At 65.8% G+C, this 15,699-nt stretch carries 14 protein-coding genes; 3 read left to right on the top strand and 11 right to left on the bottom strand.

The window, feature by feature from the left end; genetic code table 11:
• Position 1: 1 nt before the first annotated feature.
• Genes N4261_RS20115 through N4261_RS20100 form a run of 4 tightly spaced genes read right to left on the bottom strand, consistent with a single transcriptional unit; the run spans position 2 to position 4,649 of the window.
• Positions 2-988, bottom strand: coding sequence for a phosphatidate cytidylyltransferase (locus N4261_RS20115; protein WP_261757039.1), 987 nt, complete (start codon positions 986-988; stop codon positions 2-4).
• The gene (locus N4261_RS20110; protein WP_261757038.1) at positions 985-1,614 is read right to left on the bottom strand and encodes a lysophospholipid acyltransferase family protein; all 630 of its coding nucleotides are present in this window, start codon (positions 1,612-1,614) and stop codon (positions 985-987) included. Before N4261_RS20110 ends, N4261_RS20115 begins: the two co-directional genes overlap by 4 nt.
• A 7-nt stretch (positions 1,615-1,621) precedes the next feature.
• Entirely contained in the window at positions 1,622-3,226 is a 1,605-nt protein-coding gene (locus N4261_RS20105) for a GMC family oxidoreductase (protein ID WP_261757037.1), read from the bottom strand.
• A 13-nt stretch (positions 3,227-3,239) separates the two neighbouring features.
• Positions 3,240-4,649 (bottom strand): coniferyl aldehyde dehydrogenase, encoded by a 1,410-nt coding sequence (locus N4261_RS20100; protein WP_261757036.1) that lies wholly within the window; start codon positions 4,647-4,649, stop codon positions 3,240-3,242.
• A gap of 252 nt (positions 4,650-4,901) precedes the next feature.
• Here N4261_RS20100 and N4261_RS20095 point away from each other — a divergent pair, with 252 nt between their 5' ends.
• A complete protein-coding gene (locus N4261_RS20095; protein ID WP_261757035.1) occupies positions 4,902-5,114 on the top strand; it encodes a hypothetical protein in 213 nt (70 codons plus the stop codon).
• Positions 5,115-5,481: 367 nt separating this feature from the next.
• On the opposite strand, the gene N4261_RS20090 is transcribed toward N4261_RS20095, so the two are convergent.
• From N4261_RS20090 to N4261_RS20065, 6 genes are all read right to left on the bottom strand, one after another.
• Positions 5,482-5,997, bottom strand: a complete 516-nt coding sequence (locus N4261_RS20090; protein ID WP_261757034.1) for a porin family protein — start codon at positions 5,995-5,997, stop codon at positions 5,482-5,484.
• On the bottom strand, positions 5,994-6,332 hold the full coding sequence (locus tag N4261_RS20085) for a hypothetical protein (RefSeq protein ID WP_261757033.1): 339 nt from the start codon (positions 6,330-6,332) through the stop codon (positions 5,994-5,996). Before N4261_RS20085 ends, N4261_RS20090 begins: the two co-directional genes overlap by 4 nt.
• Positions 6,333-6,407: 75 nt before the next feature.
• On the bottom strand, positions 6,408-7,991 hold the full coding sequence (purH, locus tag N4261_RS20080; RefSeq protein ID WP_261757032.1) for a bifunctional phosphoribosylaminoimidazolecarboxamide formyltransferase/IMP cyclohydrolase: 1,584 nt from the start codon (positions 7,989-7,991) through the stop codon (positions 6,408-6,410).
• Between the two features lie 88 nt (positions 7,992-8,079).
• On the bottom strand, positions 8,080-8,313 hold the full coding sequence (locus N4261_RS20075; RefSeq protein ID WP_261757031.1) for a helix-turn-helix domain-containing protein: 234 nt from the start codon (positions 8,311-8,313) through the stop codon (positions 8,080-8,082).
• A complete protein-coding gene (dusB, locus tag N4261_RS20070) occupies positions 8,310-9,434 on the bottom strand; it encodes a tRNA dihydrouridine synthase DusB (RefSeq protein WP_435532082.1) in 1,125 nt (374 codons plus the stop codon). Before dusB ends, N4261_RS20075 begins: the two co-directional genes overlap by 4 nt.
• Positions 9,435-9,793: 359 nt before the next feature.
• Positions 9,794-10,693, bottom strand: coding sequence for a substrate-binding periplasmic protein (locus N4261_RS20065; protein ID WP_261757029.1), 900 nt, complete (start codon positions 10,691-10,693; stop codon positions 9,794-9,796).
• Positions 10,694-10,798: 105 nt separating this feature from the next.
• Here N4261_RS20065 and N4261_RS20060 point away from each other — a divergent pair, with 105 nt between their 5' ends.
• Both N4261_RS20060 and N4261_RS20055 read left to right on the top strand, forming a co-directional pair.
• The gene (locus N4261_RS20060; protein ID WP_261757028.1) at positions 10,799-11,281 is read left to right on the top strand and encodes a YqaA family protein; all 483 of its coding nucleotides are present in this window, start codon (positions 10,799-10,801) and stop codon (positions 11,279-11,281) included.
• 239 nt (positions 11,282-11,520) lie between these two features.
• Entirely contained in the window at positions 11,521-13,032 is a 1,512-nt protein-coding gene (locus tag N4261_RS20055) for a carboxypeptidase M32 (RefSeq protein ID WP_261757027.1), read from the top strand.
• A 449-nt stretch (positions 13,033-13,481) separates the two neighbouring features.
• On the opposite strand, the gene N4261_RS20050 is transcribed toward N4261_RS20055, so the two are convergent.
• Complete coding sequence (locus tag N4261_RS20050) at positions 13,482-15,674, bottom strand: prolyl oligopeptidase family serine peptidase (RefSeq protein WP_261757026.1); 2,193 nt, start codon at positions 15,672-15,674, stop codon at positions 13,482-13,484.
• Positions 15,675-15,699 lie beyond the last annotated feature (25 nt).

The following is a 15,699-nucleotide window of genomic DNA, read 5'->3' as shown; positions in this document are numbered from 1 at the left end:
ATCAGGTCCATCCTCCGAAGTACCAGCGCACCGAATGGAAGAACACCGGCGCCGCAAAGCACATCACCGCAATCCGGTCCAGCAGGCCCACCGCACCGGTGATGGCGCTGCGGTTGCCCCAGGCGTTGATGCCGGCATCCCGCTTGAGCGCCTGCATGACGAAGGTGCCGAAGCTGCCGCAGCCGGCGGCAATGAAGGCCGCGCCCGCCGCCTGACCGACCTTGAACGGCGTGATCCAGTACAGCAACGCTCCCGCCAGCGCGGCGGCAAACGCGCCGATCCACCAGGCCTTCATGGTGAACGAGCGACTGATGCGTCGCGCCACCGGCTTCGCGCGGAACTTGCCGGTGGCCACCGCCTGGGCGATCTGGCCGCACGCCACCACCGCCACCAGGAAGAACAACAGAAAGGCGCCGCGACCCTGGTACTTGGGGATGTCCAGCAGCAGCAGCGCCGGCGCATGCGACAGGCCATAGACGCACACCATGATGCCCCACTGGATCTTCGCATTGCGCTCCAGGAAACGCGCGGGATCATCCGCCAGCGCACTGGCCACCGGAATCGCCAGGAAGCCGTAGACCGGAATGAGCACCGAGAACAGGTCGAAATGACGGGTGCCCACCAACACGTACTGCAGCGGCAGGATGACGAAGAACGCCAGAATCAGGCCCCGATGGTCGGCGCGCCGGGTGTGCAGCAGGGTGATGAACTCGCGGAATGCCAGGAAGGAGAACACGCCGAACAGCAGCGTGGCGCCCACCGGTCCGGACACCCAGGCGGCCCAGAACAGGCAGGCCCCCACCCACACCATGTTGAGTTCATGCCGGAAGCGCGCCCAGCGGGCCTGCCATTCCTCCTGCTCCTCTTCCGGGCGCTCTCGCAGCGACCACAGCACCGAACCGATGCTCACCAGGATCAGCATGCCGAACAGCACCACGAACAGGAAGGCGACCTGTTCGCTGGTGGACAAGGTCTTGAGCCACCTCATTCCTTCCACCCTCCGGGACGCAACGCCATCACGGCCGCGCGGGCGCGTTCCAGAAAGGCGCGCTTGTCCTCGCCTGGCTCGATCCGCATCGGCTCACCGAAGGTGACGGTGCACAGGATCGGCACCGGCACGACCTCGCCCTTGGGCATGACGCGCTGGACGTTGTCGATCCAGGTGGGGATCAGCTCCACATCGGGGAATTGCTCTGACAAATGGAAGAGTCCTGCCTTGAAGGCCTGCGGCGCGCCCTTGTTGGAGCGGGTGCCTTCGGGAAAGATCACCAGGGAGTCGCCGCCCTGCAGCGCCTCGACCAACGGCTCGAGCGGATCTTCATCCGGCGTGCTGCGGGTGCGGCTGACATAGACCGCATTGAAGACGGCGGTGGTGAGCCAGGTGCGCAGCTTGCTGCCCGTCCAGTAGTCGCGGGCGGCGATGGGTCGGGTGCGCACCCGCAGCTCCCCGGGCAGAGAGGCCCAGATGAGCACCCAGTCGAAGTGACTCTGGTGGTTGGCAAAGTAGATGCGCTGTTCAGCGGTGGGGGGGCAACCTTTCCAGTGCCCCTGCGCACCAGTGATCAGGCGCGCCAGCCAGGCCAGGAAGAGGCCGGTGAGATCGGCAAGAACCATGGCGCGATTATCTCTGCCCGCTGTCGACCCGGATCATGTCCGCCGCCTTCTCTGCAATCATGACCGCCGGCGCGTTGGTATTGCCGCTCACGACCGCCGGCATGATCGAGGCATCCACCACCCGCAGCCCTTCGATGCCGCGCACCCGCAGGCGCTCTTCCACCACCGCCTGAGCGTCGCGCCCCATCCGGCAGGTGCCGACCGGGTGATAGACCGTGTCCACCCGCTGCCGCAGCAAGGCCTCGATGCGGTCGTCCTCGTCGATGCCTGCGCTCCACAGCTCGCGTGTCCACAGCGCCTTCATGCTGGGCGCGCGCATCAGGTCACGGGTCAGCCGGTAGCCCTCGATCAGCTCACGCACATCCTCCGGGTCTTGAAGGAAGGCCGGGTCGATCAGCGGCGCTGCGAGCGGGTCGGCGCTCTGCAGCCGCAAATGGCCGCGGCTGCGTGGGCGCAGCAGGCACACATGGCAGGACAAGCCGTGACCCCAACGCAGGCGCCGCGCATGGTCCTCGACGATCGACACCACCAGATGCAGCTGCACATTCGGTGCGGGGAGGCCGGACCGGGTGCGCAGAAAGCCGCCGCATTCGGCGAAGTTGGTGGTGATCATGCCGCGGCGCGTCGAGCGGTAGCGGGCGATCTCCTGAAGCAGTCGCACACCGCCGCGCATCGAAAAGCCGGCCAGGTCGATGCGATCGGAGGCATAACCGAACACGAAGTCCGGATGGTCATGCAGATGGGCGCCGACCCCGGGCAGATGCTGCATCACGGGCAGACCGAGCGACCGCAGCGCCTGCCCGTCGCCGATGCCGGACAGCATCAGCAGTTGCGGAGATTGCAGCGCACCCGCCGAGACGATGACTTCACGGGCGGCGCGCCAGGTGCGGCGCTGGCCGTGCTGCAGCGCCTCGACACCGACGGCGCGGCGACCCTCGAACACCAGCCGCAGCGCCCGCACGCCGGTCTGCACCTGCAGGTTGTGGCGCCGGCCCAGGTGCGGATGCAGATAACCGCGTGCCACGCTCCAGCGCTCGCCTTCGAACTGGGTGACCTGATAGGTGCCCAGGCCGTCCATCGAGGCGCCGTTGAAGTCGTCCTGCTCGGCGTGTCCGGACTCGCGCGCAGCGGCGCGCCAGGCGGCATGCACCGGGCTGTCGGTGCGCAGGTCGCCGACCCGCAGCGGCCCGTCCTGACCATGCCAGGGCGCGCCCAGGCGGGCATTGGCTTCGGAGCGAATGAAATAGGGCAGAACCTCGTCATAAGACCAGCCCGCATTGCCGGCAGCGGCCCAGGCGTCGTAATCACTGGGATGACCGCGGGTGTAGACCATCGCATTGATGGCCGACGACCCGCCGAGGACCCGGCCGCGCGGCTGATAACCACGTCGTCCGTTCAGGCCGGGCTGAGGCGTGGTCTCGAAGCCCCAGTTGTGCAGGCGTGTGGCGATCTGCAGCACGCCGGCAAACGGCGTCTGAACGACCCAGTCGTCACCGCGTCCGCCGGCCTCGAGCAACAGCACCTGGCAGCCGGGCGACTCGCTGAGTCGGCTCGCGAGTGCGGCACCCGAGGAGCCGCCTCCGATGATCAGGTAATCGGCATCCGCATTCATGAAGGCGGCGCGCTCAGGCGATCTTCTTCAACAAGCCCAGCAAACGATCGAAGGTCTTGCCGTACGGCGGATAGAACAGCTTGGTGCCGGCGAAGCGCGATTGCAGGAACACCGGCTTGAGCTTGCTGAAGGTGTTGAAGCCCCAGACCCCGTGATAGGCCCCCATGCCGCTCGCGCCGACGCCGCCGAAGGGCTGCTCCTCCTGCCCCAGGTGCCAGATGCAGTCATTGACCGTCACCCCGCCCGCATGGGTGCGCGCCAGCACCGCGTCCCGCGCGGCGTGGTCGTTGCCGAACCAGTAGAGGGCGAGCGGGCGGTCGCCCGCGTTGATGTGTGCGATGGCGTCCTCAGGTCGGTCGTAGCCGATGATCGGCAGCAGCGGACCGAAGATTTCCTCGCGCATGACGGTCATCTCGGCGGTGGTGTTCAACAGCAGCGTGGGCACCAGGCGGCGATCGGTCGGATGGTCCTCATGCGTGGGCAGCAGGGTGGCGCCGCGCGCTTGCGCATCGTCGAGCAGGCCTTGCAGCCGGGCGTGGTGGCGCGGACTGACGATGGCGGTGTAGTCCGGGTTGTCCGAAATGCGCGGATAGTGGCGCCGCACCGCTGCGATCAGGGCGTCCGCCAGCGGTCGCACCATCGCCTTCGGCGCCAGCACATAGTCCGGCGCCACGCAGGTCTGGCCGGCGTTGAGCAACTTGCCGAAGGCCAGTCGCTCGGCGGCCTGCGCCAGGTCGGCGCTGGCGTCGATGAGGGCCGGCGACTTGCCCCCGAGCTCCAGTGTCACCGGCGTCAGGTGCTTGGCAGCGGCTTGCGCCACGAGGCGTCCGACGGCGGTGGAGCCGGTGAAGAACAGATGATCGAACGGCAACTGGGTGAAGACCTTGCCGACCTCGGCATCGCCGGTGATGACCGTCATCTCCTCCAGCGCGAAATGCTCGGCCACGATCTTGGCCATCAGCTCGGAGGTGCGAGGGGTCAGCTCGGAGGGCTTGATCATCACCCGATTGCCGGCCGCCAGTGCCGCCAGCGCCGGCGCCATCGCCAGGTAGTAGGGATAGTTCCACGGCGCCACGATGCCCACCACGCCCAAGGGCTGCGGCATCAGGCGATTGCTGGCCGGCAGGAAGTGCAAGGCGGTGGGCGCGCGCTTGACTGCCATCCAGCGCTTCACATGCTTGATTGCGTGGCGCGCGCCGGACTCGACGGTGAACAGATCGGCCAGCAGGCTTTCCTGATGCGATCGATGGCCGAAGTCCTTGGACATCGCCTCGGCCAGCGCGTTGGCATGGGTGCGGGTCATGCGACGCAGGCGTTCGAGCCGATCCCTGCGTTGCGCGAGGCTGGGCAGCCGATCCCGATCGAAGGCGGCGCGTTGCTGTTCCAGCACCAGATGCAGATGTTCGTGAGGGGCGTTGTCCATGGGGCGAGTCTCCGCGTGTTCTTCTGATTTCTCGTCTTGGGGGGGGGCAGTGCGCACCCCCCATCTGCTACCAGTTTGGAGTATTGCCGCGAACCGTGGGATGCGTAGACATTTTGGTGACGCGCAGGGAGCCGTCTTCCGACGCATGCGAGCCCTCCCATGCAGATCGATTTTTTCACCGCACTCAAGTCCGCGAACATCAGTGATGACACCGCCAAGGGCGTCGTCGGTTCGCTAGAAAGGCACATCACCATGCAGATCAGTCAAGCCGTTCAGCCCGTCATCCAACGCATGGACAGCCTGGAGGCTGTGATCTCCGCGAAGATCGATGCGCTGGTCACCGTCAAGAGCCAGGCCGAACTCGAGCGTGAGCGGCGTCATCAGCGCATGCGCTGGGTCATCGGCACCAGCATCGGCGCGGTCGGCGCCACGCTGGGTGTGCTGAAGCTGCTGGGCATGTTCTGACGCGTGGACGAGGGCGCTCCGTTCGGAGCCGTGCATCACCGCGTGGAACCGGCATTCGGTGAGTGAGGCCGCGCGGCAAGGTGGCGCTGCGGCCTGGGTGCAGCGTCATTGGCGCAGTGGCCCGGGTGCCGCGATGGGCGGCGTCGTCGTGGGCGGGAGCGGCAGCGGCAGCGGCCTGGGTGACGCGATGCGTTGCGGCGAGGTGTGGGCAGCAGAGCGAGGCACAAGTCGACCTGCCGCAGGTACAGGCGAGCAGGTCTGGCGAGCAGGTCAGGGGAGCAGGTAAAGGCGAAATACAGACGAAAAAAAGCCCGGCAGATGCCGGGCCTTTTGAGGCGAGGGCTCCGAAGAGCCTTCAGCGCATCGCTCAGAAGCGATAGCCAACGCCCAGGGTGAAGCCAGTGCCCTTCACGCCGTCCTTGTCGTAGTAGCTCATGTAGTCAACGGTGCCGTAGACGTTCTTGTTGAAGCTGTAGCTGGCGCCGACGCCGTAGGACACGTCGTTGCCGGAATCGGTGCCGCTGGCGCCTTGGAACGACTGCTTCAGCTTCAGGTCAGCGTAGCCCAGGCGGCCGAACACTTCGAAGCCGTTGCCGAAGTCGTACTTCGGCTTCAGGTACACGCCGTAAGCGCGCGAGACCTTGGTCTTCAGGCCGAAGGTGTTGTCGTCCTTGACGCCGGTGGCCAGCATGCCTTCGATGGCCAGGTTGGGGTGCACGTTCCAGCCGACGATGCCACGCAGCATGCCGGGTTCCAGATCGGTGCCAGCGTCGATGGTCACAAAGGTGTAGCCCACTTCACCGTAAACGGCGGAAGTGTTCGATTGGGCTTGAGCGGCGCCAGCCAGCAGCAGGGCGGCGGCGATAACGGAGATCTTCTTCATATGACTTTCCAACTAATCTGGTTCAGCACTTGAGTGGTGCGGGTGGGGAAGTTACCAATCCAGTTTGGGGCGGTCAATGTGACAGAAGCAAAGTTGTCCAAATTTTTAAGCGCGAGTTGTCGGAAGGAGACGAAGGTGCGATCTGTGGCTGCGGCATCCCACTGATTGGGGGTGTTGACGACGTTGTCCACATTTGAGCTATGGACGAGGGAGAAACACGCATTCTGTTTCATCCCAAGACCAATGAAAAAGCCTGGCGGTGCCAGGCTTTGCTTCGATTTCATCGGGGTTCTGAGGCCTTCGACCTCAACGGATTGCCCTGGCGTGGTGCGCACCACAGTGGACTCTCATCACCTGGCGTCCAGTGATTCGATCACGCTGTGGCGGCGCTTTGCTTGTGGCTGTGGCGATCAGTGGCGGAAGTGACGCACGCCGGTGAACACCATCGCGATGCCACGCTCATTCGCGGCTGCGATGACCTCTTCATCGCGCATCGAGCCGCCCGGTTGAATGACGCAGCTCGCGCCCGCATCGGCCAGCACATCCAGTCCATCGCGGAACGGGAAGAAGGCATCGCTGGCCACGGCCGATCCCTGCAGCGTGAGGCCGGCGTTCTCGGCCTTGATCGAGGCAATGCGGGCGGAGTCGATGCGGCTCATCTGACCGGCACCCACACCCAGCGTCATGCCGCCGCCGCAGAACACGATGGCATTGCTCTTCACGTACTGGGCCACGGTCCAGGCAAACATCAGGTCGTCCAGTTGCTGCGCGCTGGGCTGCAGCGAGGTGACGACCTTCAGGTCCGCCTTGGTGAGGAAGTGGTTGTCGGCGGTCTGCACCAGCAGGCCCGAACCCACACGCTTGACGTCCTGCGCATTGCGTCCCTGTTCGAACGGGGTCTTGCCACCGGCGGCCGGCAGCTCGATCTGCAGCAGGCGAACGTTCACCTTGCTGGCGAAGATCTCACGCGCCTCGGCGCTGAAGGACGGCGCCATCAGCACTTCGACGAACTGCTTGGCGACGAGCTGCGCTGCCGCGCCATCCACCTCGCGGTTGAAGGCGATGATGCCGCCGAAGGCGCTGGTCGGATCCGTCTTGAAGGCCTTGGCATAAGCCTCTGCCGCATTCGCAGCCACCGCCACGCCGCAGGGGTTGGCGTGCTTGATGATCACGCAGGCCGGCACGTCGAAGCTCTTGACGCACTCCCAGGCGGCGTCGGCATCGGCGATGTTGTTGTAGCTGAGTTCCTTGCCCTGCAGCTGCTTGCCGGTGACCAGCGAGCCGGGGGCCGGATACAGGTCGCGGTAGAGCGCGGCGCTTTGATGCGAGTTCTCGCCGTAGCGCAGATCCTGCACCTTGATGAAGCTGCTGTTGAGCTGCGCGGGGAACTCGGCCAGCGAGCCGTCGTCCAGGCGTGCGCTGAGGTAGTTGCTGATTGCCGCGTCGTATTGGGCGATGCGGTTGAAGGCGGCGACCGATGCCGCGAAACGGGTCTTGTCGCTGGTCTTGCCGTGCGCCTTGAGCTCTTCCAGCACCTGCGCGTATTGCGAAGCGTCGGTCAGCACGGTGACGTCCTTCCAGTTCTTCGCCGCGCTGCGCACCATGGCCGGACCGCCGATGTCGATGTTCTCGATCGCGTCTTCCAGCGTGCAGCCGGGCTTGGCCACGGTGGCTTCGAACGGATAGAGATTCACCGCCAGGATGTCGATGGTGTCGATGCCGTGCTGCTGGATGGCGCTCACATGCTCGGGCAGATCGCGACGGGCCAGCAGGCCGCCGTGGATCTTCGGGTGCAGCGTCTTGACGCGGCCGTCCAGCATTTCCGGGAAGCCGGTGTGCTGGGCGACTTCGGTCACCGGCAGGCCGGCGTCGGCCAGCAGCTTGGCGGTTCCGCCGGTCGACAGCAGCCGCACGTTCAGTGCGTGCAGGGCCTGGGCGAATTCGACGATGCCGGTCTTGTCGGACACCGAGATCAGGGCGGTCAGTTGGGCCATGGAAGTTCTCTGGAGACAGGGGGATTCGGAGGTGGGCAGCGCAGGCGATGCCCGAGGGGAGGAGTGCGTGGCGGCGGTTGGCGCCAGGTCAGATCAGCTTGTGCTCCACCAGCTTGCGGCGCAGGGTGTTGCGGTTGATGCCGAGCCATTCGGCGGCCTTGCTCTGGTTGCCTTCGCTGTGTTGCATCACGACTTCCAGCAATGGTTTCTCGACCAGCCGGATCAGCATTTCATGCATGGAATGCGGGTCTTCGCCACCGAGGTCACGGAAATAGGCTTCCAGGTTCTCACGTACGCAGGTTTCAATCGGTTTGGGCGTCATGCCGTCAGCCTTCTTTCTTCTCGGTCTTGCTTCTGATCTCGATCGTCGTCGGAATGGCGATCGTGGTGTTCTTGTTGTTGTTCTTCATCGGGGTCGTCGTTCGCGGCGTGCGGCGTGGTCCGCAGGTAAGGCAGGCGGTCGTGATCGACGGCCAGTGCATCCAGCCAATCCGTCAGCGCGCTGACCTGGTGCTCGCAGCTCTCCAGCGTATTCATGTGGCGACGGAAGGCGTCGCCACCGGGCAGCGCCTGTACCGCCCAGCCGATGTGCTTGCGCGCGCTGCGCATGCCGGTGAGCTCGCCGTACAGGCTGTAGTGATCCTGCAGATGGTCGATCAGCCAGCGCTTGGCATCGGCAATGCGGGGCGCGGGCAGAAGCTCGCCGGTGGACAGGAAATGCGCGATCTCCGCAAAGATCCAGGGCCGGCCTTGCGCCGCGCGGCCGATCATCAGCGCGTCGGCGCCGGTGGCGGCCAGCACCTCGCGGGCCTTTTGCGGGCTGTCGATGTCGCCATTGGCGACGACCGGTATCCGCAAGGCCGCCTTTACCGCGGCAATGGTGTCGTATTCCGCCTGGCCGCTGTAGCCCTGCTCGCGTGTGCGGCCATGCACCGTGACCATCGCAATGCCCGCGCTCTCTGCGGCCCGCGCCAGCGTCAGCGCATTCTTTTCGGTCTGGCACCAGCCGGTACGCATCTTCAAGGTCACCGGCACGCCGTGGGGCGCGCAGGCCGCGACCACCGCATCGACGATCTCCATCGCCAGCGCCTCGTCCTGCATCAGCGCGGATCCGGCCCATTTGTTGCAGACCTTCTTGGCTGGGCAACCCATGTTGATGTCGATGATCTGCGCGCCGCGATCGATGTTGTAGGCGGCGGCCTCGGCCATCATCGCCGCGTCGGTGCCGGCGATCTGCACCGAGATCGGTGCCGCCTCGCCCTCATGGTTGGCGCGTCGCGAGGTCTTGAGGCTGTTCCACAGGTCCTTGCGCGAGGTCACCATCTCGCTCACCGCATAGCCCGCGCCGAGCTTCTTGCACAGCACGCGGAACGGGCGGTCGGTCACCCCGGCCATGGGAGCGACAAACAGCCGATTGGGCAAGCGATAGGGGCCCAGGATCATCGGACCGGGCAGCGGCGAAGGCATGGAGAAACTGCACAAAAAAGAGGCAGAAGTATAGCCTCCCGGGATGCGCCCGGCGGTCGGTCAAGCGCCTCGGGATCCCGGATAAGCAGGACATCGCGCCACCGATGTGCGCGCGTCGTGACCGGGAAGGTCCCGCCGGGAGCCGCTTGGCGACAGAGGGCAGCCCCGTGGGCACGGGCTCGAACGTTCAATGTGGTGGGTTCGCGTGGTGCGTCCTGCGGCGCGTCCATGCAGCGGATTCATTTGGCGCGTGCGCGCGCCGCCCGCATCTCGTGCATGGCGCATTCGAGGTTCGCGTGACCGATGTCACGAGCCGTTGCGACGGCATGCGCGGTTCAGGGCGCCGATTGCCGGCGCCACAGGAGCAGGCCTTGGTCCACGAAGCGGTTCATCACCTTGTCCTGACTCAGCTTGTAGACCGCTCGCGCCAGCCGGCCACGCAATTCCGGCGAGTTGCAGCGGGAGCGGTGGGACAGCGTCAGATAGAGCCCCTCATGCGCGACCGGCGGCGTCAGCGCCTTGATCGAGGGGGCGCCGATGCGCGCGGCATAGGCTTCGGCCGGCGCGTCTTCATAGATCATGTAGTCAGCCCGGCCTCGCTGCAGCATCTGGATCGCTTGCTCGATGCTGGCCACCTGTGTGACCTTGAGCGACTTGCGCGCGAAGTCGTCGAATTCGATACCGAAGCTGTTGTTGATCACCGTGACGCCTTGCCGTCCGGTCAGGTCGCCCCAGCGCTTGTAGAGGAGGGCGCTGTCCTCACGGGTCCAGACCACCGATCGCGTCTCGCGGAACGCGGGGTGAAAGTAGTCCATGTAGTCGGTGCGCGGCAAGGTGAAGAAGGCGCCCGCGATCAGGTCGATCCGGCCCGCGCGCATTTCTTCCTGCACCCGCCCCCACGGGCCGACATACCGTGTGTCGATCGGAATGCCGATTTCCTTGGCCAGCCATTGCATCAGCTCGGCATTGGCGCCCACGAGTCGCTGCTCATCGTCCGGATTGCGCCAGAGGTACGGTGGGTATTGCGGGTTGCCTGAGGCGATCAACTGCGTGCAGCCGGCCACCGCCGCAGCGGCAGGCATCGGGCTTGCCTGAGCCGGTGCAGACTGGACCGCGGGCATCTGGGCATGGGCCTGGGAACTCAGGCGCGGACAGGCTGCCGAGCCCAGCAGCACAATCGCGATTCCCGCGCTCCAGGCTGCAGCCAGGCTGCGAACCGACCTGCGAACGGACATAAGCACCTCAATCGATCGTCAAACCGCTCTTGTGCTCTTTTCTCGTTGTGACGGAGAGGGCGGCGCTGACGGACTCCTCCGCAATGCCTTCGGATAATCCCACGCATGGAAGCATGGCTGCAACAGATGATTCACCTGATGCTGGAAGCGTTATCGCTGCCGCAAGTCGGGTTGGGTGCGGTGTTCGTGATCGCCTTGATCTCCGCCACCCTGTTGCCCCTGGGCTCCGAGCCGGTGGTGCTGCTGCTGGTCAATGCCAAGCCCGAATTGTTCTGGCCCGCCATTCTGGTGGCCACGGTGGGCAACACCTTGGGCGGGGGCATCAGCTGGTGGATGGGCTGGGGTGCCGAACGTGCCTACGAAGCGGCCACGCACCACACGCCGCGCGATCAACGGGTACTGGGCTGGTTGCGTCGCTTTGGCGCCAAGGCCTGCTTGCTGAGCTGGTTGCCCATCGTCGGTGATCCGCTATGCGCCCTGGCGGGATGGCTGCGGCTGCCGTTCTGGCCGTGCCTGGGCTACATGGCGATCGGCAAGTTCGCCCGCTACCTGCTGATGACCGCACTGGGTGTGTACCTGCTGCGCTGACAGCGCTTCGGGCTGACGCGGCAGGCAAGGTCAGGGTGGGCGTCCGCCGGCGCTCCCGCCTCCCCCGAACGGATCCTGCGCATAGGTGTTCTCGCCAATTCGGGGGGCTGGGCCGGCAGGCCGATCCGCCGCCACAATGTGCGACACATCCAGCACTTCCGGACCGCCGGTAGCGAACCGATGGACGCGACCGCCCCAGGTCGGCCTTCTGCGCGCCGGTGACCGACAGGAGATTTCGAATGAGCACCCCCACCAGCACCGCGTCTCGCACGCCCGCCTATGAGGCCCTTTGCCAGCGCCATCAGCGCCTGCACCGGCTCAACCATCTGCAGTCGATTGCGTCCTGGGACCAGTCCGCCTTCATGCCGGCCAAGGGGGCCGAGGCCCGTGCCCAGGCGCTGGCAGAGATGGGCGGTTTGCTGCATCAGCAGGCCACCGATCCGGCGCTGCGTGATTTGCTGTCGGCGGCCGAGCAGGAACCGCTGGATGAGGTGCAACGCGCTTCGCTGAGGGAGATGCATCGCGTCTGGCGGGCGGCCAATGCGCTGCCGCAAAGTTTGGTGGAGGCCAAATCGCTGGCCAATTCCCATTGTGAGCATGCCTGGCGCAGCCAGCGCGGCGCCAATGATTGGGCCGGCTATGTGGAGAACCTGCGCCCGGTCGTCCGGCTGGCGCGCGAGGAGGCCCGACTGCTCGCCGAGGATTCCGGCCTGAGCCGCTATGACGCCTTGCTCGACCAGTACGAGCCGGGCATGCGTGCCGCAGAGGTGGATCGCGTCTTCGGCGAATTGCGCCAATGGCTGCCCGACCTGATCCGCCAGGTGATGGCGCGTCAGGCCGACGAGCAGATGCTGCATCCGCAGGGCACGTTCCCGGCCGCTGCGCAACGCGCCTTGGGCCTGGATGCGATGAAGCTGCTGGGCTTCGATTTCGAGGCGGGTCGGCTGGACGAGAGTGCCCATCCGTTCTGCGGCGGCGTGCCGGAAGACGTGCGCATGACCACGCGCTATCGCGACGACAGCTTCCTGCAAAGCCTCACCGGCACCATCCATGAGACGGGCCACGGACGCTATGAGCAGAACCTGCCCCGCGAGTGGCTGGGCCTGCCGATCGCCAATGCGCGCTCCATGGGTCTGCATGAAAGCCAAAGCCTGTCCTTCGAGATGCAGCTCGCCGCCCATCCCGGCTTTGCGAAGCTGCTCGAGCCGCTGGTCACGCGGCACCTGGGTCATCAGCGGGCTTTCTCCGCAGACAACCTGAACAAGATGATGACCCGCGTCGCCCCCGGCTACATCCGCGTGGATGCGGACGAGGTCACTTATCCCGCCCATGTGATCCTGCGCTATGAGATCGAACGCCCGTTGATCGAGGGCCAGATCGAGGTCGAAGACATCCCCGCGCTGTGGGACGCCAAGATGCGGGAACTGCTCGACCTGGACACACGCGGCAACTACAAGGATGGTCCGATGCAGGACGTCCACTGGGGCGCCGGGCTGTTCGGCTACTTCCCGTGCTACACCCTGGGCGCGATGTATGCCGCGCAGTGGTTTGCCACCATGCGCCGCGAACGGCCCACCCTGGACGATGACATCGCCCGCGGCGACCTGGCCCCGGTGTTCGATTGGCTCCAGGCTCGCATCTGGAGCCAGGGCAGCCGGTGGGAGACACCGGAGCTGGTGCAGCGCGCCAGCGGCGAGTCGCTCAACCCGGCGCATTTCCGCCGGCACCTCGAGTCCCGCTACCTGGGCTGATCCCGGCGCATCTGCACGAAAAAAAGCCCGACCCACGGGCGGTGGGTCGGGCAAGAGCGCAGGACGCCGCCTGGACGCTCGAACGAGATCGAGCGTGGTGCTGCAGCGTGGCGAGGTGTGGAGCGCGTGAGCGCCGGCGTGAAGCGACCCGGAAGGGACGCGGCCTGGGCGCTGTCGACAATCGGGAGGGTCAGTCGGCGTGGAGGCCGTCTGGGGCCGGCGGCGCCCCCCTTCGGCAGGGACGCGGGGGCGTGGTCTGCGGGGGGAGGGCGGTGCGGCGTGTCTTCATGCTTCGCATCATCGCTGTCACGCGAAAATCTGAGACCCAAAGAACAAGGCGCAAATCCGGCCAAACAAGTGGCTGGAATTTGCGCCTATTTCCTGGCTTTGCGTGAATCAGCGCACAGAGCGCCCACGGTCAGCCGGGTTCAGGGTCTGGACAAGCCGCTTCAGCGGACTTCCATGCCGAAGGTGTTGGCGATGAACGCCAGGATGTCGGCCCGCTCTTCGATGATCTTCGAGGTCGGCTTGCCGGCGCCGTGGCCCGCCTGCGTCTCGATGCGGATCAGCTTGGGCGCGGTGCCGGTGTCGGCGGCCTGCAGCGTCGCGGTGTACTTGAAGCTGTGGGCGGGCACGACGCGGTCGTCGTGGTCGCCGGTGGTCACCAGGATGGCGGGATAGCGCTTGCCGCTGTGGACGGTGTGCAGCGGCGAGTACTTGATCAGCCAATTGAAGTCCTCGGCATTCTCCGAGCTGCCGTAGTCGGACACCCAGGCCCAGCCGATGGTGAACTTGTGGAAGCGCAGCATGTCCATCACGCCCACCTGCGGCACCGCGGCGCCGAACAGGTCCGGACGCTGGTTGACCACCGCGCCGACCAACAGGCCGCCGTTGGAGCCGCCGTTGATGGCGAGCTTGGCCGGCTGGGTGTACTTGTTCGAGACCAGCCATTCGCCGGCGGCGATGAAGTCGTCGAACACGTTCTGCTTCTTCTGCTTGGTGCCTGCCTCATGCCAGGCGGCGCCGTACTCGCCGCCGCCGCGCAGCACGGCCAGCACATACACGCCGCCCATCTTCATCCAGGTGGCGGCGGTCACGCCGTAGCCTGGGGTCATTGGCACATTGAAGCCGCCGTAACCGTAAAGCAGCGTCGGGTGGGTGCCGTCGAGCTTCAGGCCCTTGCGGTGTGCGATGAAGATCGGGAACTTCGTGCCGTCCTTGCTGGTGACGAACACCCGCTTGCTTTCGAACTGGTTGGCATCGAAGGCGGTCTGGGCGCGCTTGAACAGCTCGGTCTTGCCGCTGGCCACATCCAGGCGATAGATCTCGCCGGCGGTGGTGAGGCTGGTGTAGCTGAAGAAAGTCTCGCCGTCATTCCACTTGCCACCGAAGCCGGAGGCGGTGCCGATGCCGGGCAGCTTCACGTCCCGCACATGGCGGCCGTTGGTGCCCACCACACGCACCAGGGTGGAAGCGTCCGCCAGATAGCTCAGCACCAACTGGCCACCGACGCCGGAGGCGCCGACCATGGCTTCCTTGGCTTCAGGCACCAGCGTGGTCCAGGTCTTGCCATCGGGGGCGGACCAGTCCTTCGGCAGGTCGATCGCCAGCAGTCGGCCGCGCGGCGCGTCCTTGTCCGTCTTGAGGATCAGTCGCTGGCCGTCGAGCGCGACGGGGATGTATTCCGCATCGAAGCTCAAGGTCAGCGGGACCGGCTTGGCACCGGCATAGCCGCCCTTGTCGTCCAACGGCAGGAGCATCAGGCCATTCTTGCGGCCCGATCCCTTCCACACATTGATGATGGCCACGCGACCGTCGTCGGTCACTTCGGTGCCGAAGCCCCATTGCTTCTCGGCCGGGTTCTCGGTCACCAGCACGTCGGCGGACTGCTCAGTGCCCAGGCGGTGGTAGTAGAGCTTCTGGAAGTAGTTGGCGCCAGTCAGGGCCTCGCCGGCCTTGGGCGCGTCATACCGCGCATAGAAGAAGCCCTTGCCGTCCGGCGTCCAGGAGGCCGACGAGAACTTCACCCATTCGATGGTGTCCGGCAGGTCCTTGCCGGTGTCCAGGTCACGGACCTTCCAGGTCTGCCAATCCGAGCCGGCGCCGGCGATGCCGTAGGCCAGCAGCTTGCCGTCCCGCGAGACCGACAAACCGGAGAGCGCCACCGTGCCGTCCTTGGACAGCGTGTTCGGATCCAGCGCAATCTGCGGCGTGTCCTTCAGCGCGCGCGCGGTGTAGAGCACCGATTGCTGCTGGAGGCCGTCATTGCGCGTCCAGAAGTAGCGACCGCCTTCCTTGAAGGGCACACCGAACTTCTCAAAGTTGTAGAGCTCGGTGTAGAGCTTGCGCGCCGGCATGCGCTGCGGCATGGCGGCCAGGAACTTGTCGGTGACCGCGTTCTGAGCCTGCACCCAGGCCTTGGTGTCCGCGCTGTTGTCGTCTTCCAGCCAGCGATAGGGATCCGCAATCACGGTCCCATGGTAGTTATCGGTCTGCTCGACCTTGCGAGTGACGGGATAGGCCAAGGCCTGCGCCGACGCGGCGGCGGGCGAAGATGCACCGGCCGGCGCCTGGGCCGAGGCGGTCAGGCCGGTGCCGAGGCCGAGCACCAGCGCGGCGGTCAGCGAGAGACGGGAAGTCATGAGCGGAACTCCTGCGAGTCAAACA

The sequence above is a fragment of the Roseateles amylovorans genome (assembly GCF_025398155.2).
GTDB lineage: Bacteria > Pseudomonadota > Gammaproteobacteria > Burkholderiales > Burkholderiaceae_C > Roseateles > Roseateles amylovorans.
Note: the sequence above shows the minus strand (reverse complement) of the source record. Positions and strands in the feature narration are given on the sequence as shown.